The sequence below is a fragment of the Variovorax paradoxus NBRC 15149 genome (assembly GCF_001591365.1).
Taxonomy (GTDB): Bacteria; Pseudomonadota; Gammaproteobacteria; order Burkholderiales; family Burkholderiaceae_C; genus Variovorax; species Variovorax paradoxus.
Genome location: NZ_BCUT01000002.1, coordinates 978894 through 1004438, shown reverse-complemented (window position 1 = coordinate 1004438; position 25545 = coordinate 978894). Strand labels below are relative to the sequence as shown.

Below are 25545 nucleotides of genomic sequence, written 5' to 3'. Positions count from 1 at the left end.
CCTGCGCGCTGATCATCCTCGCATCTCCTTCAGTAGTTCGTGCTGGTTCGACGTGTACTCGATGGCCCATCTGCCGTCGACCAGGTGCATGGTGGCTTGGTCATCTCGGGGCGTGACCAGCGGCTGCACACTGCGCCGCTGCTGATGCAGCCAGCTGGCGACCGTATCTGCCAAGCGCCCCCCTCCGAGCTGGTCGAGCATGAACCCGAAGCGCTGGCCGGCCGGCACTTGGTTCAAGGCCCTTACAGCGTCGCGCACGCCGACCGACGTCATCTTCGGTAGGAGGTCGTGGGCAATCCGAGCGACGGCCTCCAGTCCGCCCACAGTGTTTTGGTGTCGAATGAGGTCAAGCACGGTGGCTTCACGAGTGCTGATGCGCATGCGCGCCATCTTGGTCCGCTCGTGAACCACGGGGGTGTCGCCCAAGGCCTTCTTGACAACGAATTCCACACGCAGCTTGCCCACTGCAAGCGGCCGCCGCGGCCGGCTCACCATGACTTGAGTGGCTTGATAGGCGTAATGGGACGAACCCCAGAAGCGTGCGGCGCTCAGAAGGGCCAGGTAGTACGCTGGTTCCTGGTCGCGCATGAGGTCATCCAGCCACCAGTCGACTGGTGGGGCGCCATAGTGCGCTTGCTCCGGGGGTACGATGAGCCAGCGGGCCGCGTTCTTCTGGGCCAATACGATGCGTCCCGCCCTGGAAAGGCGCTGCAGCGCCATCTGAGACGCGGGGCCGCCCGGTTCGCGGCCCGTATGGCGGGCGAACTCGTCTTCGCGGAACAGGTACCGAGCCTGCGACTGCAGATTGCGCAGCAACTCTGCGCTTCTTTCCTGCCCAACGGGAAAAGCTTGTGTGGGGGGCGTGGGGGCCAAAATGTAAGGCCTCTGAGTTCAAAAACGTTTGCGAATATTATCGTTTTTTGTATATTTACGCAAACGTTCTTGCACACCGGACGTCGAGCACCCTTGGGTCACCGCACGCGTGAACATGGAAATGAGCTTGCACGTGTTGGCTTACAACCTGAGGCGCATGATCGCGATCCTGGGTATGAACCAAACGATGAAGGCGGCAAGGCTTATGGGGGAGTGAGGCTCTTCAATCGCCATTGCAACGCTCTCGGCGTTTGGCAAGTCTGGATGGCCAACCGGCTTCGCACCAGGTACGAGCCGGAGAGCGTGACGCATGCCAAGCTCTTTCTGGCCCTCAGTCCGCCGGTTTACGCGACCAAGGATGGGAGGACGAGTGTCGGGTTTGTGCCCGGAGGCGAATACTTGATGTTTGACGCCTTTGGCATTGGTTTGGTGAGTGCGCGGCCTTACAAAAAAGTGAAGACGTGAGCTCCGGATAATCTGCTCTCGTGCTCATCCCACCAGGGTGCAGGGGTCAAGTTGTCTCCTGCCTCTAGTAACACTTGGATGGTGTGATGTGGCTGAACTTGTCGAGATTGCCGTCCAGTCGATTTCATCGTGTTCGTCTATGCAGGGCTCCTCGCTATTCCGCATGAAGCCTCGGGATTGAACGACAGCTTTCGAGCGATTCGTACTTCGGCTTTGGTTAAGGGTTGTCCGATACCTGCCCGTGCAACACCACAAGCCCGCGCACGACAGCGGCCTGAGGGCGGGTGTTGGACAAGCCTCTAAGGAGGAAACCGCGGAATGCTCTGCTGCGGACTGGGAAGGCTACGGGCCTATGGGGATTCGGGACGCTTGGCCCGATCTGGCTCCGATACGGAGCCCCGGGGGCGCCTCCGATGGCGTTGCCGAAGCGCAGTAAATCCAGGCCGTCGTACGCGTCGCTCGACGCCAGGACGGTCGACGAAGGGCATCACCGGACTCGAAGACCAGACTTCCTCCCATCGGCCCGAGAGCAAGAAGGGTCGAAGGTTGGCTGAGCGGCTGCGTTGTCATGGTGCCCGGACCTGTGGTGGCGGCGCACGGATCGGCTGCCCGCGAGCCAACGTCAGCAAGACGATCATCGCAGCGCCGCAGTGCATGCAGACGAAGGTCGGTTGAGGACGGCAAGGCTCGGCATCCAGGCTCGCGATCTGCGCGACGGCGTCAGCCTCTTGCCCCAGTAGTTCGCGGATGCGCACCAGGTTGGCCGTGCGATTGCCGTTGGCCAGAAGCCCGTAGTGTCGGATGCGATGGAAGCCACTCGGCAGGACGTGCAAAAGGAAGCGGCGCATGAACTCATCGGCATCGAGCGTCATCGTCTTGCGCCGGGTGCGGCCCTTGGCCCGATAGTCCTTCCAGCGGAAGGTGACGCCTTGCTCGTCCATCGCTACAAGCCGGCTGTTGGAGATGGCGACGCGGTGCGTGTAGCGAGACAGGTAGGCCAGCACCGCTTCGGGTCCGGCGAACGGTCGTTTGGCGTAGACGACCCATTCGCACTTGCGCAGCGGCGCGAGCCAGGCCGCAAAGGCGCGCGCGTCGGCCAGCGCGGCGAACTCGCCGAAGAACCGCAGGCGCCCCGCGCGATGCAGCTGTCCGAGCGCTTCGAGGAAGCGCCTTCTGAACAGGCGCGACAGCACCCGCACGGACAGGAAGAAGCCGGGCTTGCAGGCGATCCAGCGCCCGCCATCCGGCGACAGACCTCCGCCCGGCACGATACCGTGCACATGCGGGTGGTGCGTCAGTGCCGATCCCCACGTGTGCAGCACCAGGGTCGCACCGATGCTCGCGCCAAGGTGCTTGGGATCGGCTGCGATGGTCAACAAGGTCTGGGCGGCCGTGTCGAACAGCAAGGCGTAGATCTCGGCCTTGTTGCAGTAGGCGATGGCGCTGATCGGCGCCGGCAAGGTGAAGACGACGTGGTAGTAGTCCACGGGCAGCAGATCGGCCTGGCGCGCCTGGAGCCAGCGCTGCGCCGCACTGGCTTGGCACTTCGGGCAATGTCGGTTGCGGCACGAGTTGTAGGCGATCTGATCCTGCCCGCAGCCTTCGCAACGCAACACGTGGCCTCCCAGCGCCGCGCTGCGGCACTGCTCGATGGCCGACATGACCTTGAGTTGACCCAGGCTCAGGTGACCACGCTGCGCCTTGCGCCAATCGGGGCCGTGGGTGCGGAAGATATCGGCGACCTCCAGGGCGCAGTGCGCCATGAAGAGGGCCTACGCAGACAGCTTCTCCAGCGGGCTGACGACCTCGCGCAGGACTTCGGTGGCCACGTGCGTGTAGACCGACGTGGTCTCCAGCTTCTTGTGGCCGAGCATCACCTGGATCACGCGGATGTCCACCTTCTGCTCCAGCAGGTGCGTGGCGAAGCTGTGGCGCAGCGTATGCATGGTGACGCGCTTGTCGATCTTGGCCGCTTCGGCGGCGTCATGGACCGCGCGGTTGAGCTGGCGCGCGGTCAAGGGATCGACCGGGTTCTGCCCGGGGAACAGCCAACCGCTGGGCAGCATCTTGCCCATCGCATTGGCATATCGCCACCAGGCCCGCAGCCGCTCCAGAAGAACCGGCGAGAGCATCGCATAGCGATCCTTGCGACCCTTGCCCTGCTCGACGCGCAGGGTCATGCGCTGGCTGTCGATGTCGCCGACCTTCAGCGCAACGATCTCGCTGACCCGCAGGCCGGTGCCGTAGGCGATGGACAGTGCCGTGTGGTACTTGGGGTTGGTGGCCGCCGCGATCAGGCGCGCGGCCTCGTCACGGCTGAGCACCACCGGCAGCTTCTGCGGCACATGCACGTAGCTCATCCTCTCGACCAGTTCGCCGCGATGGAGCGTGACGCCGAAGAAGAACTTCAGGCCGGTGATGGTGGCGTTGAGCGTGATCGGCGAGACGCCCCGGTCGACCAGGTGCAGCTGGAAGCGTCGCAAATCCTCGGCAGTGGCCGTGTCGGGGGAGCGTTGGAGGAAGCTCGCGAGGTAACGCACGGCTCGAACGTACGCAGATTGCGTCTGGGGGCCGAGCTTGCGCATGCGCATGTCGTCGAGCAAGCGCTGGCGCAGTGGCGAAACCACCGGTGTCGAAGGGATCATGATCGTGCTCCTGTCGAAGAACGAGGCCGATTGCCTCGGTTCCCAACATAGACAGGGGCGCGATGTTTGTTAAATCACAGACTGTGCGGCGGGCTACCGCGCGAGCGGTTTAGTCCTCGGGCCCGAACGAGACATTCCCGGCGCTCCAAAGCAGCCGCACGGCGAGCCGCAACTACCGCTCGCTCGACAGCCCACGGCTACCCAAGGGAGATGCCCTTGTCCACCATGCATTTGTTGAACGCGTAAAGAGCGAGCATCTCGCCTTGATAGCGCACGTTGTTTTGCACGCGGCCGGAAATGGGGTTGTAGTGGGCATCGAAGCCTTTGGTCATCAAGCCATCTGAATATTGTGGGGGGTGGCACGGCTCGGCCGACCTGCACACAAGCTTCGATGGCAGCTTCCAGGGTGGCGATTTCCTGTGGCCCCAACGCTGTTGGTGACGGCGACACGCTCGGCGCCTTTGTCGCTCGCGTTGCCTGCACTGTTTCAAGGGCAGCAACGAGTCGTACATGCCCGTTTCTGCCGCCGCTCCCGCAAAACCTGGTCATTAGGAAGAGACAAGGACGGCGTGAGCATGACACGCGCTGCCGTCTGATAAGCTGCCGGCGCTCCTCTCCCCGACCGTTCCTTCCACCCGTCCTTGCGAACGCATTGCGCATGTCGTCCGAAGAAACCCTGCGCCGCTGGCGCCTGATCCTCGGCCGCTATGCGGCGCAACCTCTGTCGCAAACGCAGTTCTCGGCGGGCGACTGGAAGCTCGACCAGGCGCTCGAATATCTCTACGGCCGCGAATACGAAGGCCGCGGCCTGGCCCGGCCGAGCGGCGGGCCGGGTTCGCTCGACCCAAGCCAGTTGCGCGCGGTCGACTGGCTCAACCGATCGCGGAGTCTCTTTCCGCAAGAGGTCTTCGAGCGCATGCAGACGCAGGCGATCGATCGCTACCAGCTGACCGACCTGCTCTCCGACCCGGCGGTGCTGCGCTCGCTCGACGCCACGCCCGGCCTCGCCAAGGCACTGCTGGGCATGCGCGGGCGGCTGTCGGGCCAGATGCGCGACGCGGTGCGCGAGGTGATCCAGAAAACCGTCGACGAGATCACGCGCAAGCTCAGGAACGACTTTGTCAACGCGCTCGTCGGCCGGCGCAACCGCATGCGGCGCTCGCACATCAAGAGCGCACAGAACTTCGATGCGCGCGCCACCATCGCGGCCAACCTCAAGCATTACGACGTGGAGCGCAAGCAAATCGTCATCGAGCATCCGCGCTTCAATGCGCGCGTGAAGCGCAACCTGCCCTGGGACGTGGTGCTTTGCGTCGACCAGAGCGGCTCGATGATGGATTCGGTGATCTACAGCGCCGTCATTGCCGGCATCATGAGCTCGCTGCCCGCGGTGCGAGTGAAGCTGGTGGTGTTCGACACCAGCGTGGTCGACCTCACGCACCTGGCGCACGATCCGGTCGAGGTGCTGCTCACGGTGCAACTCGGCGGCGGTACCGACATCGGCCGTGCGGTGGCGTATTGCGAGTCGCTGGTGGGCAACCCGCAACGCACGGTGTTTGCGCTCATCAGCGACTTCATGGAAGGCGCCGCGCCCGGGCCGCTCCTGGCCGCGGTGCAGCGCATGGCACAGTCGCGCGTCAAGCTGCTCGGGCTGGCCGCGCTGGACGAATCGGCCAACCCCGTGTACGACCGGCAAATGGCGCAGCGCCTGGCCGACAAAGGCATGCACGTTGCGGCCCTCACGCCCACGCATTTCGCGCAGTGGCTCGCGGAAGTGATGAACTGATGGCCTGGCACGACGGCTATCGCGCCTACGACGACGACACGCTGGCCACGCTCGCCAACCCTGGCTTGCTTCGGCGTGCCGCAAAGGACGTCGAGGCGGGCAAGATCGCATGGGCAGAGCAGGGCACCGAAGCTGGGGTGGTGACGGCCGACGGCCAGCGCGTGCAGCTCGATGCACGCGGCCCGCAGCAGGCGCGCTGCGACTGCCCGGCACCGGGCATCTGCAAGCACATACTTGGCGCGGCGCTGTGGCTGCGTGCATTGGAGCCGGCCGCGCCAGGCAGCGCAGGCGGCGCGCCTTCAGACGAGCAGCAAGACAGACAGGCACCGCCCGGTGCCGACCCGCTCGCGGAAATCCTCGCGCTCGATGCCGCGGCGCTTTTCAAGGCCGCGGGCGTGGCGGCCGTGCGCCGCGCCGCAGCCGCCGCCAGCAGCGTCGTCGAATGGCGGGTGCAAGGCGGCGCGCTCATCATGAATTTGCCCGAGCTCGGCGCCTCCTGCCGCTGGGTGGCGGGCGCGGGCTATGCGGGCATGGTGTCCGAGGTGCCTGCCGCGGAACGCAAGGCGGTGCACCTGATCGCCATTGCCGCGCTGCGCAGCGCGCACGGGCAGCCCTTCGCATGGCCCGAGAGCGCGCGGCCCGCGCCGGTCGAAGACACCGTGCGCCTCGGCGAGCGAGAGCGCGCGTTCCTGCTGCAGGTGGAGTCGATGCTGGAAGAACTGCTCACTGGCGGCCTCTCGCACGTGAGCGAGTTGACGTCGGCGCGCCTCCTGGCACTCAACATGTCCGCGCGCGGCGAGGGCTTGCCGCGCCTGGCCGCCTTGCTGCGCAACCTTGGCGGCACGGTCGATCTGCTGGTGCGGCGCGACCACCGCGCCGAGGAGCGCGACGCCTTCGCGCTCATGGCGCGCATCCATGCGCTGTGCGCTGCGCTCGCGCGGGCCGAGGGTGAACTCGCCGTGGCACTGCGCGGCCGGCTCCAGCGCGACTTCGACGAATCGGCCGCACTCGACCTGCTGCCGCTCGGTGCGCACTGGTGGCAGACGCGCGGCGGCGCGCGCGGGCTCACCGTGGCGTTCTGGGACCTGGCGGGTGCGCGCGTGCTGCAGGCCTCGCTCGCACGGCCCGACGGAAGCGACACCGCCTTCACGCGCAGCAGCGCATGGTCTGCCAACGCGCTGTGGTCCGGCGCGGGCGCCGCGCAGAGCGTGTGCGAAGCGGCCCTGCGCCTCGAACACCCCCGCCTTGCCGAAGACGGCCGCCTGGCGCTCGGCGGCGCCACGCGTGCCCAGCCCCTGCCTGCGTGGACGGCCGACGACCCGCGCCTGAAGTCGATCGGCTGCGGCAACTGGTCCGAACTGGGCGTGCGCCTGCGCGCCGCCACCGGCCTTTCGGCCGAGCCTTTCGATGCCGTGCTGCTGCGGCCATCGGACACGCGCCCGCCGGTGCTCGACGAAGCACAGCAGCGCCTCGACTGGCTGGTGCAGGACGACGCGGGCCGGTGGCTGCGGCTTGGCATCCCCGTTGGCCCGGAGCACCGGCAGCGCGTCGACAACCTCGACCGCCTCGCCGCGCGCCGTGCCCCGGTGCATGCGGTGCTGGTGCGCATCGAGCGCTCTGCCGCGAGCACCGAACTCATGCCCCTCGCCGTGCTGAGCAGCAACGCGAAGAAGGCGCTGCAAACGGTGTCGCTCGACTTTGCCGACGAGGCCGCGCGCACGACGTCGCTCGCCAACCGCATCCTGCGCATGCTCGAGGCGCGGCAGCAGCAGCGGCAGGCGGCGCCCGTGGGTGCGCCCACGCTGGCGGCGCGCCTGCTCGCTCCCCTGACAGAAGTGGCCGAGACGCAGGCCGCCACCGGGCGCATGGCATTGACCGCGGCGCAGCGGCAGCGCCTGCACGATGCACTCGACCGCGCGGACTCTGTCGGCCTGGAGGTGCTGTCGAGTGCGCTGCGTGCGCACCTCGCTGCGCCGGCCGCGGTACCGTTGCTGAAGCTGGGCTTTCTGTGCCAATTGCTTGGCGAACTTGACGGCTTGCCGGAGCAAAGGAAAGCGCAGCCGGCTTAGAACCTTTGACTTCAGTTGTTTCTGCAGGCCGCGAACTGGCCGAAGCGTCACGTCCAACTGCCAAAATCAGCGCCCAGGAGAACGAGGAGAACGCATGGGATTTCTGGACAGGATCTTGGGCGCCGTCACGGGCAGCGCCGGCACCGCAGCCGCCAACGGCTTGACGCGCGAGCAGGCGCAGCTGTTGAAGCAGGCCTTCGAGCCGCTCGAAAAAGCAGGCAAGGAGCTGCCCCAAAAGGGCGCCGCGTTCCTGGTCGACGGCACGCAGGAAACCGTGCTGCTCGACCTGCAGGCTGCCAAGTCCTTCGAGCCAGGTCAGTTGCTCGGAGCCCCCGGCCGCCTGCGTTGGGGTTACAGCAACCACCAGAACAAGGCGCTGGAGAAGATCGGCAACCAGAGCCTCGAGCAGCGTGGCCGCTTCTACGCCAGCGTGGATGCCAGTGCTCCTGCGCTCGACGTGCTGGTGCGACTGGGCAAGCTGCTTGCGGCGGCCGACGGCGGACAGTCGCTCGAGCATCCCGGCGCGCCGGTGCCCGACTGGCTTCAGTACCTCATCAACGACGCGGTGTTCGCGAGCTTCAACAAGAGCAGCTCCAGCAACGCTGCCGAGCGCGATCTCGCCAAGCACCGGCCCGCGTGGAACGTGCATCTCATTGCAGCCTTGCTCGCGCACGAAGGACTCGATCCGCATATCGCCCTGCAAGAGGTCTTCGAGCGCAAGGGACTGGACAGCTGGTACCACGACCGGCTCGACGGGCTGGTCGAGGCCCCTGCCGTTGCCGACTACATGCGCAGCCAGCGCGACGCCACCGAGGCGTTGCCCGCAAAGCTGTCGGCCGCGGGCCGCGTTCTGCTGGCCAGGCGCATCGGCAAGGACAAGGCGCTTTTGAACGACTTTGCGCCGCTGTTCCTGCGCCTGGCCATCGACGGCAGCAAGACAGTGCGCGCCGAGGCGACGCCGCACCTCGAGGGCATTGCCGAGGCGCAGCGGCTCGAACTCCTGGGGCAACTGCTCAAAGACGGCGACACCACCCAGCGCACGCAGGCCGCCGAACTGCTTGCGCGCCTGCCGGGTGGCGCCGCGCGCGCGCTGCTCGACGTGGCGGCCGGCACCGAGACCAGCAAGGCCGTGCAGCAGGCCATCCGCTCGGCCATGTCGCGGCTCGACGCCGCGGGCGACGCGGGCGAGCTCGAATTGCCCGAGCCGCCGGCCTGGCAACCCTTCGAGGACATTCCGCTGGGTGAAGAGGCGGTGCAGTTGCTCATTGCCAACCGCATCGAGCTGCTCGAGAAGAACCGCGTCGCGGCCGAGGCCGAGATCGAGGAGAACAAGGCCTCCAAGCAGACCTACAGGTACAAGTGGCGCCAGGACAACTACGCCGCCCACAAGAAGCTCACCGACGAGGACATGCGCGTGGCCGTGCGCGTGCTCAACGGGCAGGGCAGCAAGAACGACCAGAACCGCGCGAAGAACGGCCAGCTGCAGCAGGTCGTGGGTTTCGGCAATCGCCTGCAGTCGATGCCGGGGTTCGGCATGCCGCACCTGATCCGCTGGCTGGCCGTGTCGCGCCACTGGACCAGCTTCTGGTTCGACGACGGCTTTCACAAGTGGCTCGGCCGCCAGCCCGTGGGCTCGGTCGACCTGCGCGCGCTGGCCGAGCTGCTCAAGCGCTCCGGCATGCCGATCGACGATGTGGCGCACACCGCGCTCTTTCCATACTGGAACCAGGCCTCGGCGGTGGACGTGCTGCCGGCCGACCGCGTGTGGCCCTTCTTCGCGGAGCACCCGGAGTACATCGACGAAGGCCTGGGCCTTGTCGCGCCGCCAAAGCGCGAAGGCCGCCAGACCCAGCTCGACCTGAACGCCACGCTGCGCACGCTGGCGGTCTTTCCGACCGTGCAGGCACGTTGGCTGCCGCGGGTGATGGAATTGGCCCTCGGCGAAGGCAAGACGCACCGCGCAGCCGCGCAGAAGGCACTGTCGATGCTGCCCGACATCGGCCGGCGCGTGGTCGAGTCGCTCGGCGCCACCAAGAGCGAGGTGCGCATCGAGGCCGCCAACTGGCTGGCCGAGCTCAAGTACGCCGAGGCCGTGCCCGCCATCACCAAGGCGCTCGAGAAGGAAGCCCGCGAGACCGTGCGCGCGGCCTGCCTCACGGCGCTCGAGGCGCTGGGCGACGACATCTCCGCGCGTCTGGCACCGGCGATTCTTCTGGCCGAGGCGAAGAAGGGCCTGAAGGCCAAGCCTCCGGCGGGCCTTGCGTGGTTCTCCCTGGACGCGCTGCCCGCCTGCAAATGGCTGGACGGCAGCCCGGTAGAACCCGAGATCGTGCGCTGGTGGGTGGTGCTCGCCTGCAAGCTCAAGGAGCCGGGCGGCAATGCGCTGCTCACGCGCTACCTTGGCCTGCTCGATGCCGCCAGCCGCCAGGCCGTCGGCAGCCTGGTGCTGCGCCAGTTCATTGCACACGACACGCGCCATCCCACGCTCGACGAAGGCATTGCGCATGCCAACGCCCATGCACCGCAGCGCTACCAGGGCAACCAGCAGCGCTACCAGAACGCGAAGGCCGAGCACAAGCAGTACTACGAAGCCGACTTCCAGAAGACGCAGGAGCAGGTCTTCGAGGAGTGCAAGCGCGAGAAGATGAGCGAATACCTCGGCAGCGCGATCGGCGAAAAAGGCACGCTTGCCCTGACCGCCCATGCGCCGGGGCACGAGGTCGTCACGCTGCTGCAGCAGTACATGCGCGACCATTACCAGCGCCGCTCGCAGATCGAAGCCATGCTCGAAGGCGTGGCACCGGGCAACGACCCGGTGGTGATCCAGTTGCTGCTGGGCATATCGCGCCGCTACCGCACCGCCTCGGTCCAGGAGAAGGCGCGCGCTCTGGTGCAGCAGATTGCCGACCGCAACGGCTGGACGCAGGACCAGCTCGCCGACCGCACCATTCCCACCGCGGGCCTGGACGACACCGGCAAGCTCGAGCTCGCGTACGGCGACCGCATCTTCACCGTGGTGCTCGACGCCGCGATGAAGCCCGAACTGCGCAACCCCGAAGGCAAGATCGTCAAGGCCCTGCCCGAGCCGCGCCAGAACGACGACCCCGTGCTCATCAGGGATGCGAAGGCCCAGTTCTCGACCAGCAGGAAAGAGCTCAAGCAGGTCATCGACCTGCAGACCGCGCGCCTGTTCGAAGCCATGTGCACCGGCCGCATCTGGCCGCAGGCCGAGTGGCGCGAATACCTGCACCGGCACCCGATTGCCGGGCGGCTGATACAGCGGCTCGTGTGGCTCGAACTGGATGCGGAAGGCGCGGTGCGCGGCAGCTTCCGGCCCACCGAGGACGGCAGCCTGATCGACACGCAGGACGACGAGGTCGAGCTTGCGGCCGACAGCCAGTTGCGCCTGGGCCACGCTTCGCTGGTCGACGAAGGCACAGCGGCCGCGTGGAACAGGCACTTCAAGGACTACAAGCTGGTGCCGCTCTTCGCGCAGATGACGCGCAAGCCGCCGGCGGTCGCGTTCATCGACGACAAGGGCCAGCCGGTGAGCGAAATCAACGACCGGCTGGGCTGGATCAGCGACACCTTCACGCTGCGCGGCAGCTTTGCCAAGCTCGGCTACCAGCGCGCGCAGGCCGAGGACGGCGGCTTCTTCTACCAGTACACCAAGGAGTTCTCGTCGGCCGGCGTGCGCGTGGCCATCGAGTTCTCGGGCAACACCCTGCCGGAGGAGAACGTGCCCGCGGCGCTCAAGACGCTGGGCTTCGAGGACATGAAGACCCGCGGCTACAGCGACCGGGCGCTGCCGCTGTCGAGCGTGCCGCCGGTGCTGCTGGCCGAGGCCTATGCCGACTACCTGGCCATTGCCCAGGCCTGCGCCGGGTTCGACGCGGGCTGGGAAAAGAAGATGCCGTGGTAAGCCCGCCGCGCCGACCCGCAGAAAAACCAGCAGCAACATCATCATGAGCACCGGCACATCACCGTCTCCTTCCCCCGCGACCCAGGCCGTGCGCCTTGCCCCCGAGGCGCGCTATGCGGACGAGCTCGCGCGGCTGCACGCGGCCGACACTGATGCACGACCCACCGGATGGAAGCTCTCGCCGCGCGCGGTGCGGCGCTTCATCCTCGGCGACGAGAAGCTGCAGGTGAGCCGCAAGTTCTACGGCGACGATCCGCTGGTCGACCGCGCCATCGTGACGCTCATGGGCCACCAGGGCCTCATGCTGGTGGGCGAGCCGGGCACCGCGAAGTCGCTGCTCTCGGAACTGCTTGCAGCCGCCGTCAGCGGTGATTCGGGCCTCACGGTGCAGGGCACCGCCGGCACCACCGAAGACCACATCAAGTACAGCTGGAACTACGCACTGCTGCTGGCCGAGGGGCCGAGCCAGCGCGCGCTGGTGCCTTCTGCGCTCTACCAGGCCATGCGTGCGGGCAAGCTGGTGCGCTTCGAGGAAATCACGCGCTGCCCGCCCGAGATCCAGGACGTGCTGATTTCGTTGATGAGCGACAAGCAACTCATGATTCCAGAACTGGGCGACGATGCCCGGCTCTATGCCCAGCGCGGCTTCAACATCATTGGCACGGCCAACCTGCGCGACCGCGGTGTGCACGAGATGTCGTCCGCTTTGAAGCGTCGGTTCAACTTCGAAACGGTCAAGCCCATCCGGGACCATTCGTTCGAAGTCGAACTGGTGATGGCCCAGTTGAAGCGCGAACTCGACGGTGGCGGCGAGTCGCCGGTCGATGTGCCGCGCGACGTGGTGGCGCTGCTGGTTACCACCTTCCAGGAGTTGCGCGCGGGCCAGACGCAGGACGGCACCGCCATCAAGGGCCTCGATGCCGTGATGTCCACGGCCGAGGCCGTGAACGTGGCTTATGCGGCGGCCCTGCAAGCGCGCCATTTCAACGGCGGCCGGCTCACCGTGCGCGAGATCGCGGGCCAGCTGCAAGGCGTGGTGTTGAAGGACAGCACCGACGATGTGAAGCGCGTGCGCCACTACTTCGACACCGTCGTGCGCGAACGCGGCAAGCGCGACGCGCAATGGAAGACCTTTCACGACGCGACGCGCGCGCTGTGGCAGTAGTTGCAGAAGCCGGCAGCGTTCTGCCTGCCGGGCTGGAGGCCGCGCGCGGCCGGCTGTTCGGCGAGGACGGCGAGGGCGTGTTCTTCGTGCCCGTGAGGCACCACAGCCCGGCCTGTGCATTCGCATTGAGGGCGCTGCTGCGCGAGGTCAGGCCGGCGGCTGTGCTGATTGAAGGACCGGACGACCTGAACGCACTGCTGCCGCTGCTGCAGCACCCGCAAACCACCGCCCCCGTTGCATGGCTGTGCCAAAGCACCCGGCAGGCTCCGGTCGATGACCCCGACTCGGAAGAGAAGACGCGCACGGAATCGCGCACGTCGTTCTTTCCGTTTTGCGACTACAGCCCCGAGTGGATTGCGGTGCGCGAAGGCGCAGCGCTGGGCGCGCGCCTGGGGCTGATCGATCTTCCCTGGAGCGACAAGGCCTGGCATCGCGACGAAGGCGACGAGGGCGAGGGCGACGAAGGCGATGCACGCGACGCCGCGCGCAGCCTGATGGAAGAGCGCCATTTCGCGCACAGCCGCTACCTCAACGCCATGGCCGCCCGGCTCGGCTGCGTCGACCACCAGGAGCTGTGGGACCGATTGTTCGAACTGCGCACGTCGGCCGCTCTCGGCCACTGGCGCGCCTTCTTTTCCGACGTGTTCAGCTGGTGCGCCATGGCGCGGCTCGACTACGAGCCCGAGGTGCTCGAGGCCGAGCTGAGCCTGCCGCGGGAGCGCCACATGGCGGCGCACATCCGTCGCTGGCGCAACGAGGTCGAGGGGCCGATCGTGGTCGTCACCGGCGGCTTCCACACGCTCGAGCTGGTCAACCAGTGGCAAGAGGCCAAGCCCTCGAAGGCGCCCGCCGGCCAGGACGCACCCGACAACGCATGGCTGATCCGCTACAGCTTCGAGCGGCTCGACGCGCTCAACGGCTATGCCTCGGGCATGCCGTCGCCCGGCTATTACCAGCAGGTGTGGGAACGCCTCGAGGCCGGCGAGGCCGACCCCTTCACCGCAGTGGCGCTCGACAGCCTGACCCGCTTTGCGCGCCAGACCCGCGCGCAGGACGATGCCGATGCGGTGTCTACAGCACTGGTGCAGGCCGCCGCCGCGCAGGCCATGCGGCTCGCGGCGCTGCGCGGCAATGCCGGTCCGGGCCGGCAAGACCTGCTCGATGCCATCCGCTCCTGCTTCATCAAAGGCGCCATCGACGAAGGAACGCGCGGCTTTACCGCCGACCTGCGCAACTTCTTGAGCGGCACGCGCATCGGCGACGTGCCGCCTTCGGCAGGCTCGCCGCCGCTGATCGAGGACGCGCGCAGGCTCGCCCGCCAGGCCGGCGTGCGCCTGGACGACAGTACCGCGCGCATCGCGCGGCTGGATCTCTATCGCAAGCCTTCGCACCGCGAGCGCAGCCGCTTCTTCCATGCCATGACATACCTCGACACGGGGCTCGGCACCTGGCTCGCGGGACCGGATTTTCTTGGCAACAGCCGTTTGCATTTGCTGTTCGAAGAGTGGCGCGCCGCCTGGTCGCCGCTGGTGGAGGCGCGGCTGATTGAACTGGCGGGCGATGGCGCCAGCGTGGAGGCCGTCTGCATGGCCAAGCTGCGCAAGGAAGAGATCGCTCTGTCCGACGAGGGCCGCGGACGCAGCGCGAGCGCGGCCGTGGCGCTGTTGCTGCGCGCCTGCCTGATCGGGCTGCAGTCGCGGCTGCCCCAGCTGCTCTCGATGCTTTCCACCCACCTCGACGAAGATGCCTCGCTCGGCTCGGTGGTCGAGTGCGGGCATCGGCTCGTCACGCTCTGGCGTGCGCGGGAGCCGCTGGGCGTGCAGCAGCATCCGCAGCTGCGCAGCCTGCTGGAGCGTGTGTGGCCCGCGGCGCTGTTCCTGCTGCCCGATGTGGGCGGGTGCCCGGAAGAAGGTGAGGCGGGCGCGGTGAAGCAACTGCTTTCACTGCGCGAGCTTGGGCGCCTGCTGGCCTCGCTCCAAGGCGAACCGGGAGAAGCCGGTGACGGCGCCATCGACCTCGACCTGCTGCGTACGCAACTCGAACGATTCGCGACCGGTGCGTCGGCCGCGCCCGCGGTGGCCGGCGCTGCTTCGGCCCTGCTGTACCTCGATGGACACTGGGACGAGAACGCACTCGACACCGTGGTGCGGCAACGCTTCGGCGCGGGCGCAGAGCCGCGCGAGGCGGTACGTTTTCTCAACGGGGTGATGGCCGCGGCGCCTGAACTGCTGCTGCGCCTGCCCGCGCTGCTCGAAGGCCTCGACGGCCTGGTGCAGGGCTGGGATGCCGAGGCTTTCGTGGCGCATCTGCCCGATCTGCGGCAGGCCTTCACGCGCCTCAAGCCGCAAGAGACGTCCGACCTGGCCGGCCGTATTGCCGCGCTGCATGGCATGGGCGAAACAGAGGGCCAGGCGCTCAACCAGATGCACTACGAAACCACCGAACAAGACCTGCACGAAGGCGCGCGACTGCAGCTCGCGCTGGCCGAGTGCATGCGCCGAGACGGGCTTGCCGCGTGGCTGGTCCCAGAGCACAAGAAGAACAACATCGAAAGCGCGATATGACCATCGATCTCCAGACGCTCAGGCGAGCCTTGCGCCCCAACTGATCTCGGCGCTCGCGGAACTGGAATTCAGCCGCAGGGATTGTCAACAGGAGTGGGAACGTCGTTTATGCGAGAAAGTTCACTGTTATTCATAGTGGGATGGATGCTTGTCCTTGGACTGACGGCTTGCGGTGGAGGCGGGGGCGGAGGCGGCAGTGGTGCGGTTGCTCCGCTGCTTCCATCGGCCACGCAACCCGCTGCAGTGCCGTCAGCGGCCGGTCGCCCGATCTCCGATTCGATCAAATCGGCTGAGACTGGTGCGACTTACCAGCTAACCATCTATTTCCCCGCGTCCTATAGCGGGAGCACCAAGGCCTATCCCGTCATCTATGCCCTGGACGGAGACGCCGTCAATGCGCCCAGCGGGCGATTCGAAAACTTGAGGGGCATCCTTGAACGCAAAGGCATCGATGCGGTTCTGGTCGGCATCGGGGGCACATCGCGCCGAAGCACGGACTACACTTTTCCGGGCGCCGTGCCGTACCACGACTTTCTGACGAAGGAACTCGTCCCATTCATCGAATCGAAGTATCGGGCGGACAGTACGAAGCGAATCCTGACAGGACATTCACTCAGCGGAAGCATGACTGGCTACGCCCTCTTTCTGGAAGGCGCCGGCACCACCCTCACCTTTTCGCATTTCCTCTCCTTCGACGGTTCGTACGGATATCAGCAAGCGGAGACTGATACGTATGAGCAGAAGATGTACGAGGTGCGGAAAGACAAGGCACTTCCCGCAACATTGATCCTTGCACGCTGCGGCGATACCACCCAGTGCAACTATCAGCCGGTCGATGCGGTCTATCAAAAGCTCTTGCAACGCGGTTACTCCGGTTTCCAGATCGTGGAGAAAACCTATTCGACCTCCCATGTGGCCGTCGATCTTCCGGCCTTCGAAGATGCACTCGCCGTGGTTTTCAAGTGAGCTGACCTCGGAACAACATGCGACTGCCGGCCCATGCATAAGTCCAGACTTCAGCTTCGACCCTGCGCCACTTTTGAGCTACGTACAACCTCAAGCGGGTGATGCGAATCCCGCGGATCGCGAAGACGATGCATCCGGTCTCGACACCCCGCCTCTAGCTTCGCCCGAGACCCCACGCATTGAAGGCGCGCGACTCAGCGCGCCGGGGGCTTCCACTGACGCGCCCAGTCGCTCAAAGGCGTCAGCGCTGCATTCAACTTTCGCCCCTCATCGGTGAGTCCGTAGCCTCCCTCGTCGTGCGTAACCAAACCAAGCGCTCGTAGCTCTGCGAGCCTCGTGTTCAACAGGCTGGAGTTTGTCTCGCAGGCCTCCTGAAGAGCGCGAAACGTCAGCTGCTCCGCGCGGAGCTCCCAAAGAATCCGAAGCGTGGACCTTCGACCCAGTAGGTCCAGAGCCACCATGATGGGGCGGCCGGTCCTTGAACCGCGCACAGGGGCGCCAACCTTTAGAACAGCCATGCTTTACTTTTCAAAGCAACGTGGATAAAGTGCAATGCTTTAGAAAATGTAGCAGATGCTCGAGGTCAACCCATGACTGTTCGTATCGCTCCTGCGGAGCCACCTTTCCCCGCCGGCATCCAATCTTCGCTTGAAGGCCTCATGCGTGGAAAACCGCCTCTGGTGCTGTTTACCACGCTCGCGAGGGACCCTCGCCTTTTCCAGAAGTTTTTCGCGGGCGGGCTGCTTGACCGTGGAAACCTAACCTTGCGACAGCGCGAACTCGTCATCACGCGCACCACGGCGCTGTGTAAATCGGAGTACGAATGGGGCGTCCACATCGCACTGTTCGCATCGCACGCCGGATTTGATGAAGCCCAAGTCCTTTCGCTCGCCTCCGGACAACCGCGAGATACCTGCTGGCAAGATGAGGACAGGCTGCTGTTAGAGCTTTGCGACATGCTTCATTCCAACTGCACTGTCGACGACGCCCTATGGCAGTCGCTTAAGACGGCGTTCAGCGACGAGGGCATTCTCGAGCTGCTCATGCTGGCAGGCTTCTATCGCACCGTCAGCTATCTGGCAAACGCTCTGCGCTTGCCTGCCGAGCCAGGCTCGGCAACCTTTCCCTCGTCTTACCGCAGCTAAGCCCCTTCGATCGTCCTGTCGCTTGAAACCGGTGGGATGTCTGATGACAAGGAGAACCGAATGATCAAAGTCACAGTGATGTACCCGTACACCGAAGGCGCCCGCTTCGATCACGCTTACTACCGCGACCGGCACATGCCGATGGTGAAGGCCAGGCTGGGCAGTGCCTGCGCCTACTACACCGTCGAAAAAGGCCTGGCCGGCCGAGCACCCGGTTCACCGCCCGCCTTCGTGGCGATGTGCGCGTTCATCTGTGATTCGGCCGAAAGCTACCTTGCCGCCAGCCAGGAGCACGGCGCCGAGATCAGGGGCGACATCGCCAACTACACCGACATCGTGCCGGTGGTCCAGTTAAGCGAGGTCGTCGTCGAGCGGTCCGATCGTTAAACGGACCAGGTCGAGATTTGTCGCGAGGTGCCTCCTTGGCATCTGATAACTGGAGGAACTCGCTCGTCGGCTCGCGCTCATACGGGAAAATACCGCCTGGAACCGCGCCGGTGGCGATCGACTGTCGGGGCGGCACGAGTGTTTGCACCTCAAGGGGCCCCGGCCCCACAACATCAACGGGAACCCCCATGACGATCATCGTGTCTGCTGACAGGCACCGCGACGGTATATCTGCCGTGGCGGCCCGGCTGGCGCCCTATCTGGGCATTGCCTTCGCGGTTGTTCTGCTTGACCAAGTGTCGAAGTCGCTCGCCACGCGATTCCTGCGCGGAGGCGAAATCCTTCCCATCACGCCCTTTGCCGATCTCGTCTTGGCGCACAACCGGGGCGTTGCCTTCTCCTTCTTGGCTGACGCCTCGGGCTGGCAGCGATGGCTGTTTACGGCACTTGCCATCGCGGCGGCGGCGTTCATCTTCAAACTGCTGGTGCAGCCCGGCGGGACGCCGCTGTTCAGGGCGGCCTTGGCACTTGTGCTCGGCGGCGCGCTGGGAAATGCGATTGACCGCTCGTGGCAGGGGCACGTGGTCGACTTCATCCATCTTCATTGGCGCGAGGTCTACGACTTCGCCATCTTCAACGTGGCCGATTGCGCCATCACTGCAGGCGCGGCGCTTCTGGTCCTGGCTGAGATCAGGCGGTCGCGAGCCGCTTGAAACAGGCGCCTGCCACTCGAAGGTCGTCGGCTTCGACAAACAGTACTTCGATGCTGAGCCAGTAGAGAAACACAACGCTTCGCAGCCCGCGGCGCAACCCGCTCTGGGTTGCCGTCAGGACAGAAGGTCGACCACCGCGCTTTCGCCGAGGCGGTCCACTCGCCAGTGGCCTGAACCGGCCTGCCGGTACACTTTTTCGAACGAACGCCTGAAAGCTCCCCGGCTTCCACCCGTATGACCGTGCAAACTCCGTCCACTTCGGCCCCGGCAGCAACTCGCCGAACGGCGGCTATGGCTATCAATGGTGGACATTTCCGCAAACCGGCGCGTACTATGCCCTGGGTCTGCCGGTTCAGTTCACGTACGTCGACCCGGCCACTCGCACGGTGGTCGTGAAGCTCAGCTACATGCCACCGGGCCGCACCGAGCCTATGCGCGGAAACGCGTGCCTTCCTTCAGGCCGTTTCGAACTGGAAGCCCCGCCGCTAGTGTTCCATCCCGTTGTTTGAGAGTTCGCATGAAATCAGCAGGGCTGAAAGGCACCGTTTCCATTGAACTCGTGCACGAGGCGCTTCGCGCCGCCGCGCTAAGGAACATGGACATCAGCGGCGTGCTCGAGATCGCCAGGCTGGACCGCGATCTGCTGAACGCGCCGCGCGCGCGCATTTCGGCGGCTGCGTATTCGCGCATGTGGGTGGCCCTGGCCGACCTGATGGATGACGAGTTCTTCGGGCTGGACAGCCACGGGCTGCGCCGCGGAAGCTATGCGCTCATGACGCGCGCGGCGGTCAGCTCGGAGAACCTGGAGCACGCGCTGCGCCGGATCCTCCGGTTTCTTCACGCCACCCTGGACGACTTTCGCGGAGAGCTGGTGCGATCGGCCGATGAGGCGCGCGTGATCCTGCACGACGGTGGCGTGCTGCGCCGGCTGTTCGGCTACGGCACCTGGTTCATCCTCGTCCATGGGCTGGCATGCTGGCTCGTGCACCGGCGGATCCCCTTGCGCGAGATGCGGTTCCGCTGCCCGCCTCCGGCCGATGACAGCCACTACCGCACGCGCTTCTGCGAGGACGTGAAGTTCAACGCACAGACCACGCACATCACCTTCGCCAGCGAGCTGCTCGATCTGAAGATCGCGGAATCTCCGCAGACCGTCGACAACTTCCTGCGGGCAGCGCCCGCCAACCTGCTGGTCAAGTACCGCAATGACTCGAGCACCAGCGCACAGGTGCGGCACCGGTTGCGCAGCCAGATGCCCGATGCGTGGCCCGAACTGGAGAAGCTCGCGCAGGAGCTCTGCGTCTCCGGCACCACGCTCCAGCGCCGATTGCAGCAGGAAGGGCTGAGCTATCAGCGCGTGAAGGACGATCTGCGGCGGGACATCGCGATCGACCTGCTGTCGAGCGCCTCGCTGACGGTGGCCGAGGTCGCCGCCCGCACCGGCTTCCAGGAGCCCAGCGCCTTTCATCGCGCCTTCAAGAAATGGACGGGCGTGAGCCCCGGAAGCTACCGCTCCTCCGCGCACGCGCGGGAATGAGCCGCTGGCGCCCGGCGCCCGCCAAAGCGGCAACCGCATGCCCGAAAGCCCCGGCCAGATCGAGGCCTGCGGACATGGGCATCGAATGCTTGCGGAACTAAGCTCCTCGGCAATCCGGCAACGAGGAAACCCGCAATGAACCGAATGATGGCGCCGCCGCTGGACGCGCACGCGCTGCAAGGCGCCGTCGACTGGGCGATTGCCACGCGGCGCAGCATCAGGGCCTACTTGCCCAGGCCGGTGCCGCAGCAAGAGATCGAAGCGATTCTCTCGACCGCGCGCTACAGCGCTTCCGGCATGAACATGCAGCCCTGGCATGTGCATGTGCTGACCGGGCCCGCGAAGGCCGGCCTGTCCGCTGCGATCGCGGCGTTCGACGACGATCCCGCCAGATCGGGGGAACTGCTCGAGCCCTACGACTACTACCCGCGCGAATGGCTCTCCCCCTACCTGGAGCGGCGCCGCAAGGTGGGCTGGGACCTCTATGGTCTGCTTGGAATCGCCAAGGGCGACAAGCAGCGCATGCACCTGCAGCATGGGCGCAACTACCGCTTCTTCGATGCGCCCGTGGGCTTGTTCTTCACGATCGACCGCACGCTGCAGGAAGGAAGCCTGCTGGACTGCGGCATGTTCCTGCAGAGCGTGATGATCGCCGCACGCGGCCGCGGCCTTCACACCTGTCCGCAGGCCGCGTTCCTGAAGTTCCATCGCCAGATCGCCGAGTTCCTGGACATCCCCGCGCGCCAGATGCTCGTCTGCGGCATGAGCCTGGGCTATGCCGACGAGTCCTCGATCGAGAACTCGCTGGTCACCGAGCGGGAGCCGGTTTCCGCATTCACGGCGTTCCACGACACCACGAAGGAGACAAGGACATGAGCGCGCAATCCTATGCAAAGGGGCTCGACCGCTGCGAGGCCAACCATGTGCCGCTGACGCCGCTCGGCTTTCTCGACCGCGCCGCGCTGGCGCATCCGGACCGCGTGGCGGTGGTGCACGGCGACTTGACGCGAACCTGGGCGCAGACGCGCGAGCGCTGTCATCGCCTGGCGTCGGCGCTGGTGGCCAGGGGCGTCCAGCCGGGCGACACCGTGTCGGTGCTGGCGCCCAACACGCCGGCCATGCTGGAGTCGCACTTCGGCGTGCCGCTGGCAGGTGCCGTGCTCAACGCGATCAACCACCGGCTGGACCCTGAAGGGATCGCGTTCATCCTGCACCACGGCGAGTGCAAATTGCTGATGGTCGACCGGGAGTTCGCCGCGACGGTGGCCGCCGCCCTGAAGCTTCTCGCCAGCCCTCCCGCGGTCATCGACATCGAAGACCACCTCGCACCGCCCGGCGAACGCATCGGCGAGACCGACTATGAATCGCTGCTGGCAAGCGGCGATCCGGCGTTCCCCGGCCGCTGGCCGAGCGATGAGTGGCAGCCCATTGCACTGAACTACACCTCGGGTACGACGGGAGACCCGAAGGGTGTGGTCGCCAGCCACCGTGGCACCCACCTGATGAGCCTGCTGCAGATCACGAACTGGGCGATGCCGCGGGCGCCGAAGTACCTGTGGACACTGCCCATGTTCCACGCGAACGGATGGTGCTTCACCTGGGCCGTGACGGCGGCTGCCGGGACCCACGTCTGCCTGCGCCGGGTGTCCGCCGAAGCGGTGCTGGAGGCCATCGACACGCACCAGGTCGATCATCTCTGCGCAGCGCCGGTCGTGATGGCCATGCTCTCGGATTCGGCGCAGAACATCAGGCTGTCCCGCAGCGTGCGGGTACTGACCGCGGGATCTCCTCCGCCGCTGGCCGTGCTGAACGCGGTGCTCGCGATGGGCTTCGACGTGGAGCATGTGTTCGGCATCACGGAGGTTTGCGGCACACCGGTGAGTTGCGCGTGGCAGGACGGCTGGGACGATCTTGCACCCGCCGAGCAAGGCAAGCTGCGGGTGCGCCAGGGCGTGCGTGCCGCCATGTTCGAGGGCCTCATGGTCGGCGATGCGGACACGCTGGCGCCGGTTCCCCGCGACGGCAAGACCGCGGGGGAGCTCATGCTGCGCGGCAACACCGTGATGATGGGCTACTTCAAGAACGAGGCGGCCACGCGCAAGGCGCTCGCCAACGGCTGGTTCCGCACCGGCGACGTGGCGGTCCTGCATGGCAACGGCTATGCGCAGATCACCGACCGTTCGAAGGACGTGATCATTTCGGGCGGCGAGAACATCTCTTCGGTGGAGGTCGAGGATGTCGTTCATGGGCACCCGGCCGTCCTGCATGCGGCCGTGGTTGCCCAGCCCGACGAGAAATGGGGCGAGGTGCCGTGCGTGTTCATCGAGCTCAGGGCAGGCGTTGCGGCGCCTTCCGAACAGGAGATCATTTCGTTCTGCCGGGAGCGGCTGGCCCACTTCAAGTGTCCGCGCCGGGTGATCTTCACCCCCTTGCCGAAGACCGCCACGGGAAAGATCCAGAAGTTCCGCCTGCGCGAGCAGGCCGGAAGCCGGGAGGCCATCACCGGCCTCGCGCGCCATGGTTGAGTTCGAGCCGGCTGCCGGTGCACCTGTCGAACCCGGCTACCGCTTCTCGCGAACCCACACTTTCGACGAAGAGCAGGTCAGGGCATTCGCCCTGGCCGCGGGAGACGAGAACCCGCTGCACCACGATGCGGCGTTCGCAAGAAGCACGCGCTTCGGCGGAATGATCGCGAGCGGCACGCACACCACCTCGCTGCTGATGGGGTTGACCGCCACGCATTTCGCGAAGAAGGGAAATGTCCTGGGCATCAACTTCTCCGTCGATCTGCTGCGGCCGGTGCTGGCGAGCGAGACGGTGCTGATCGAGTGGAGCGTTTCATCGATCGCGGCCCGTCCGAGGGGCGGCAGCATCATCGAGCTGCAGGGATGCATGAAAGGATCGGACGACCGGACCCGCGTGCTCGCGCACGGCACCGTCCTGCTGACCGAGTGAGGTCTCAAGGACGCAGCGATTCCTTCAGGATGCGCCGCGCCAGCGTCGAGCGGTGCACCTCCGACGCGCCGTCGTAGACGCGAAAGGGCCGCATCTCGCGCAGGATCATCGACACGGGCGAGTCTTCCGACATGCCGAGCGCGCCCATGATCTGCGCGGCGCGGTCCGCCACGCGCCCCACGGCTTCCGACACGAACACCTTGACCATGGCCGACTCGTGCTTGATGCTTTCTTTTGCATCGAGCTTGGCGGCCGCGTGCCAGGTCATCAGGCGTGCGGCATGCAGGTCGATGTGCGAATCGGCCACCATCGCCTGCACCTGCTGCAGCTGCGCGAGCGGCTGGCCGAACGAGTGGCGCCGGTTGGCGTAATCCTGCGCCAGCGCCATGGCGCGCGAGGCGCGGCCGATGAAGCGCATGCAGTGCGACAGGCGCGCCGGTTCGAGCCGCATCTGCGCGTAGGCGAAGCCCCGGCCCACCTCGCCCAGCACCGCGCCGTCATCCACGAAGCAATCCTGCAGTTCGATCTCGCCATGCCCGCCGATCTGGAAGCCATCGATGCTCGCGATGTTGCGCACCACGCGGTAGCCGGGGTTGCCGGCATCGACAATGAAGATCGTCGCGCCCTCGCCTGTCTTCGCCAGCACCAGCGCGAACGCGGCGCCGACCGCGCCGCTGATGAACCACTTGCGGCCGTTGATGACCCAGCCGCCGGGGCGGCGCTCGGCCACGGTCTGCAGCATCGACGGGTCGGACCCGGCGCCGGGCTCGGGTTCGGTCATCGCAAAGCACGAGCGGGCCTCGCCGCGCGCGAGCGGCACCAGGTAGCGCTGCTGCTGCGCCGGCGTCCCGTCGGCGAGCAGGTTGATCATGTTGGGCTGGTCCGGCGGCGCGCAGTTCATGGCCAATGGCGCAAGGAAGCTCCGGCCGGCCTCTTCGAGCACCACCGAGCGATCGCGCCACGACAGGCCCAGGCCGCCCCACGCCACCGGCAGCTGCGGTGCGTAGATGCCGGCCTCCATGGCCTTGGCGCGCAGCGAGCGCACCGCAGCTTCGAGCGCATCCAGGTCGTGGGCCAGCGCCGGGCACTCGCGCGGAATGGCCTCTTCGTCGACGAAGCGCCGGACCGCCTCGCGCAGCGCCGGAAGGCGGTCGCTGTAGCCGAACATCAGGAGGCGCCTTCGCCGCCGTAGCCGGCCTTGGCCAGCGTGCGCCTGGCGATGTTGAGCTGGTGGATCTGGCTCGTGCCTTCGTACAGCCGGAACAGCCGCACGTCGCGGTAGAAGCGCTCCATGCCGTGGTCGGCAATGTAGCCGTAGCCGCCCAGCATCTGCACGCTGCGGTCGGCCACGCGGCCGCACATCTCGGACGCGAAGTACTTGCAGATCGACGCCTCCATCGTCACGTCGATGCCTTCGTCGCGCTTGCGCGCGGTGTCCAGCACCAGCGCGCGGGCCGCATGGATCTCGGTCTGGCTGTCGGCGATCAGCGCCTGGATCAGCTGGAAGCCCGAGAGCGCCTGGCCGAACTGCTTGCGCGTGGAGACGAACGCCACGGCGTCCTGCAGCATGCGGATCGCCGGCCCGATGCACAGGGCCGCCAGGTGGATGCGCTGCTTGTTCAGCACCTTCATCGCCGTCTTGAAGCCCTGCCCTTCGCGCCCGCCGATGACGTTCTCCGCCGGCACGATGCAGTCGTTCATGTGCACCTCGGACACGGGCGAGCCCGCCTGCCCCATCTTCTTGTAGGCCGGCCCGGTGCTGAGTCCGGGCATGCCGCGCTCGACCAGGAAGGCCGTGACGCCGCGCGCCGACAGGTCGTCGGGGTCGGTGCGCGCCATCACCGTGAAAAGGCCGGCGATCGGCGCGTTGGTGATGAAGCACTTGGTGCCGTTGAGCACGTAGTGGTCGCCCTCGCGCCGCGCCGAGGTGCGCAGCGACGCGGCGTCCGAGCCGGCCTCGGGTTCTGTCAGCGCGAACGCGCCGGTCAGCTCGCCGCTGGCCAGCCGCGGAAGGTAGCGCCGCTTCTGCGCCTCGGTGCCATCGGCCACCAGCGCTTCGGAGCCGATGCCGGTGTTGGTGCCGACACGGGCCCGAAAGGCCACCGAGCACTGCGACAGCTCCATTGCCGCCAGCACCAGCTCCTCGGTCGTCATGCCCGCACCGCCATAGGCCTCGGGGATCGAATAGCCGAACAGGCCCTGCGCCGCCATGTCGGCCACCAGGTCGGCGGGCACTTCGTCGGCATCGGCCACGCGCGCCTCGTTCGGCACCAGCCGCTCGCGCACGTAGCTGCGCAGGCTGCCCAGGAATTGGTCGAAGGCTTGGGGGTCACGCTGCATGATGTGTTGCTCC

21 protein-coding genes are annotated in these 25545 nt (G+C 66.4%); 14 read left to right on the top strand and 7 right to left on the bottom strand.

Annotation, left to right across the window (positions count from 1 at the left end; translation table 11 throughout):
• Positions 1-12: 12 nt before the first annotated feature.
• Positions 13-816 carry a type IV toxin-antitoxin system AbiEi family antitoxin domain-containing protein gene (locus VPA02S_RS19630; RefSeq protein ID WP_244883655.1) on the bottom strand — a complete coding sequence of 268 codons (804 nt, stop codon included), beginning with the start codon at positions 814-816 and terminating at the stop codon, positions 13-15.
• A 150-nt stretch (positions 817-966) separates the two neighbouring features.
• Between VPA02S_RS19630 and VPA02S_RS19625 the strand changes: the two genes are divergently transcribed.
• Positions 967-1338 carry a hypothetical protein gene (locus VPA02S_RS19625; protein WP_155736605.1) on the top strand — a complete coding sequence of 124 codons (372 nt, stop codon included), beginning with the start codon at positions 967-969 and terminating at the stop codon, positions 1336-1338.
• A gap of 566 nt (positions 1339-1904) precedes the next feature.
• On the opposite strand, the gene VPA02S_RS19620 is transcribed toward VPA02S_RS19625, so the two are convergent.
• The 3 genes from VPA02S_RS19620 to VPA02S_RS32315 form a co-directional block, all read right to left on the bottom strand.
• Positions 1905-3101: an IS91 family transposase gene (locus VPA02S_RS19620; protein WP_062365256.1), complete on the bottom strand. Its 1197-nt coding sequence runs from the start codon at positions 3099-3101 to the stop codon at positions 1905-1907.
• Between the two features lie 9 nt (positions 3102-3110).
• Complete coding sequence (locus VPA02S_RS19615) at positions 3111-3983, bottom strand: tyrosine-type recombinase/integrase (protein WP_062365255.1); 873 nt, start codon at positions 3981-3983, stop codon at positions 3111-3113.
• 197 nt (positions 3984-4180) lie between these two features.
• Complete coding sequence (locus VPA02S_RS32315) at positions 4181-4315, bottom strand: hypothetical protein (protein WP_015866257.1); 135 nt, start codon at positions 4313-4315, stop codon at positions 4181-4183.
• Between the two features lie 326 nt (positions 4316-4641).
• Here VPA02S_RS32315 and VPA02S_RS19610 point away from each other — a divergent pair, with 326 nt between their 5' ends.
• From VPA02S_RS19610 to VPA02S_RS19585, 6 genes are all read left to right on the top strand, one after another.
• Positions 4642-5769, top strand: coding sequence for a VWA domain-containing protein (locus VPA02S_RS19610; protein WP_015866256.1), 1128 nt, complete (start codon positions 4642-4644; stop codon positions 5767-5769).
• Positions 5769-7838: an SWIM zinc finger family protein gene (locus VPA02S_RS19605; RefSeq protein ID WP_015866255.1), complete on the top strand. Its 2070-nt coding sequence runs from the start codon at positions 5769-5771 to the stop codon at positions 7836-7838. The genes VPA02S_RS19610 and VPA02S_RS19605 overlap by 1 nt, the downstream gene beginning before the upstream one ends.
• Positions 7839-7932: 94 nt before the next feature.
• Positions 7933-11760, top strand: coding sequence for a DUF4132 domain-containing protein (locus VPA02S_RS19600; RefSeq protein ID WP_062365254.1), 3828 nt, complete (start codon positions 7933-7935; stop codon positions 11758-11760).
• Between the two features lie 43 nt (positions 11761-11803).
• A complete protein-coding gene (locus tag VPA02S_RS19595) occupies positions 11804-12925 on the top strand; it encodes an ATP-binding protein (protein ID WP_062365253.1) in 1122 nt (373 codons plus the stop codon).
• Positions 12916-15489: a DUF5682 family protein gene (locus VPA02S_RS19590; RefSeq protein ID WP_041945821.1), complete on the top strand. Its 2574-nt coding sequence runs from the start codon at positions 12916-12918 to the stop codon at positions 15487-15489. The genes VPA02S_RS19595 and VPA02S_RS19590 overlap by 10 nt, the downstream gene beginning before the upstream one ends.
• 243 nt (positions 15490-15732) lie before the next feature.
• Positions 15733-16455, top strand: coding sequence for an alpha/beta hydrolase (locus VPA02S_RS19585; RefSeq protein WP_244883653.1), 723 nt, complete (start codon positions 15733-15735; stop codon positions 16453-16455).
• Between the two features lie 194 nt (positions 16456-16649).
• Here VPA02S_RS19585 and VPA02S_RS19580 read toward each other — a convergent pair whose 3' ends face one another.
• Positions 16650-16973, bottom strand: coding sequence for a winged helix-turn-helix transcriptional regulator (locus tag VPA02S_RS19580; protein ID WP_015866250.1), 324 nt, complete (start codon positions 16971-16973; stop codon positions 16650-16652).
• A 72-nt stretch (positions 16974-17045) separates the two neighbouring features.
• On the opposite strand from VPA02S_RS19580, the gene VPA02S_RS19575 reads away from it, so the two are divergent.
• From VPA02S_RS19575 to VPA02S_RS19545, 7 genes are all read left to right on the top strand, one after another.
• Entirely contained in the window at positions 17046-17600 is a 555-nt protein-coding gene (locus tag VPA02S_RS19575) for a carboxymuconolactone decarboxylase family protein (RefSeq protein WP_015866249.1), read from the top strand.
• 60 nt (positions 17601-17660) lie between these two features.
• A complete protein-coding gene (locus tag VPA02S_RS19570; protein ID WP_015866248.1) occupies positions 17661-17987 on the top strand; it encodes an EthD family reductase in 327 nt (108 codons plus the stop codon).
• Positions 17988-18175: 188 nt separating this feature from the next.
• On the top strand, positions 18176-18700 hold the full coding sequence (lspA, locus tag VPA02S_RS19565) for a signal peptidase II (protein ID WP_015866247.1): 525 nt from the start codon (positions 18176-18178) through the stop codon (positions 18698-18700).
• Positions 18701-19217: 517 nt separating this feature from the next.
• On the top strand, positions 19218-20237 hold the full coding sequence (locus tag VPA02S_RS19560) for an AraC family transcriptional regulator (protein ID WP_062365252.1): 1020 nt from the start codon (positions 19218-19220) through the stop codon (positions 20235-20237).
• Between the two features lie 135 nt (positions 20238-20372).
• Positions 20373-21113, top strand: a complete 741-nt coding sequence (locus VPA02S_RS19555; protein WP_062365251.1) for a nitroreductase — start codon at positions 20373-20375, stop codon at positions 21111-21113.
• Entirely contained in the window at positions 21110-22762 is a 1653-nt protein-coding gene (locus VPA02S_RS19550; RefSeq protein WP_062365250.1) for an AMP-binding protein, read from the top strand. The genes VPA02S_RS19555 and VPA02S_RS19550 overlap by 4 nt, the downstream gene beginning before the upstream one ends.
• The gene (locus VPA02S_RS19545) at positions 22755-23192 is read left to right on the top strand and encodes a MaoC family dehydratase (RefSeq protein ID WP_062365249.1); all 438 of its coding nucleotides are present in this window, start codon (positions 22755-22757) and stop codon (positions 23190-23192) included. Before VPA02S_RS19550 ends, VPA02S_RS19545 begins: the two co-directional genes overlap by 8 nt.
• Before the next feature lie 4 nt (positions 23193-23196).
• Here VPA02S_RS19545 and VPA02S_RS19540 read toward each other — a convergent pair whose 3' ends face one another.
• Together VPA02S_RS19540 and VPA02S_RS19535 are read right to left on the bottom strand one after the other, a co-directional pair.
• Positions 23197-24360: an acyl-CoA dehydrogenase family protein gene (locus VPA02S_RS19540; RefSeq protein ID WP_062365248.1), complete on the bottom strand. Its 1164-nt coding sequence runs from the start codon at positions 24358-24360 to the stop codon at positions 23197-23199.
• Positions 24360-25532 carry an acyl-CoA dehydrogenase family protein gene (locus VPA02S_RS19535; RefSeq protein ID WP_062365247.1) on the bottom strand — a complete coding sequence of 391 codons (1173 nt, stop codon included), beginning with the start codon at positions 25530-25532 and terminating at the stop codon, positions 24360-24362. The genes VPA02S_RS19540 and VPA02S_RS19535 overlap by 1 nt, the downstream gene beginning before the upstream one ends.
• Positions 25533-25545 lie beyond the last annotated feature (13 nt).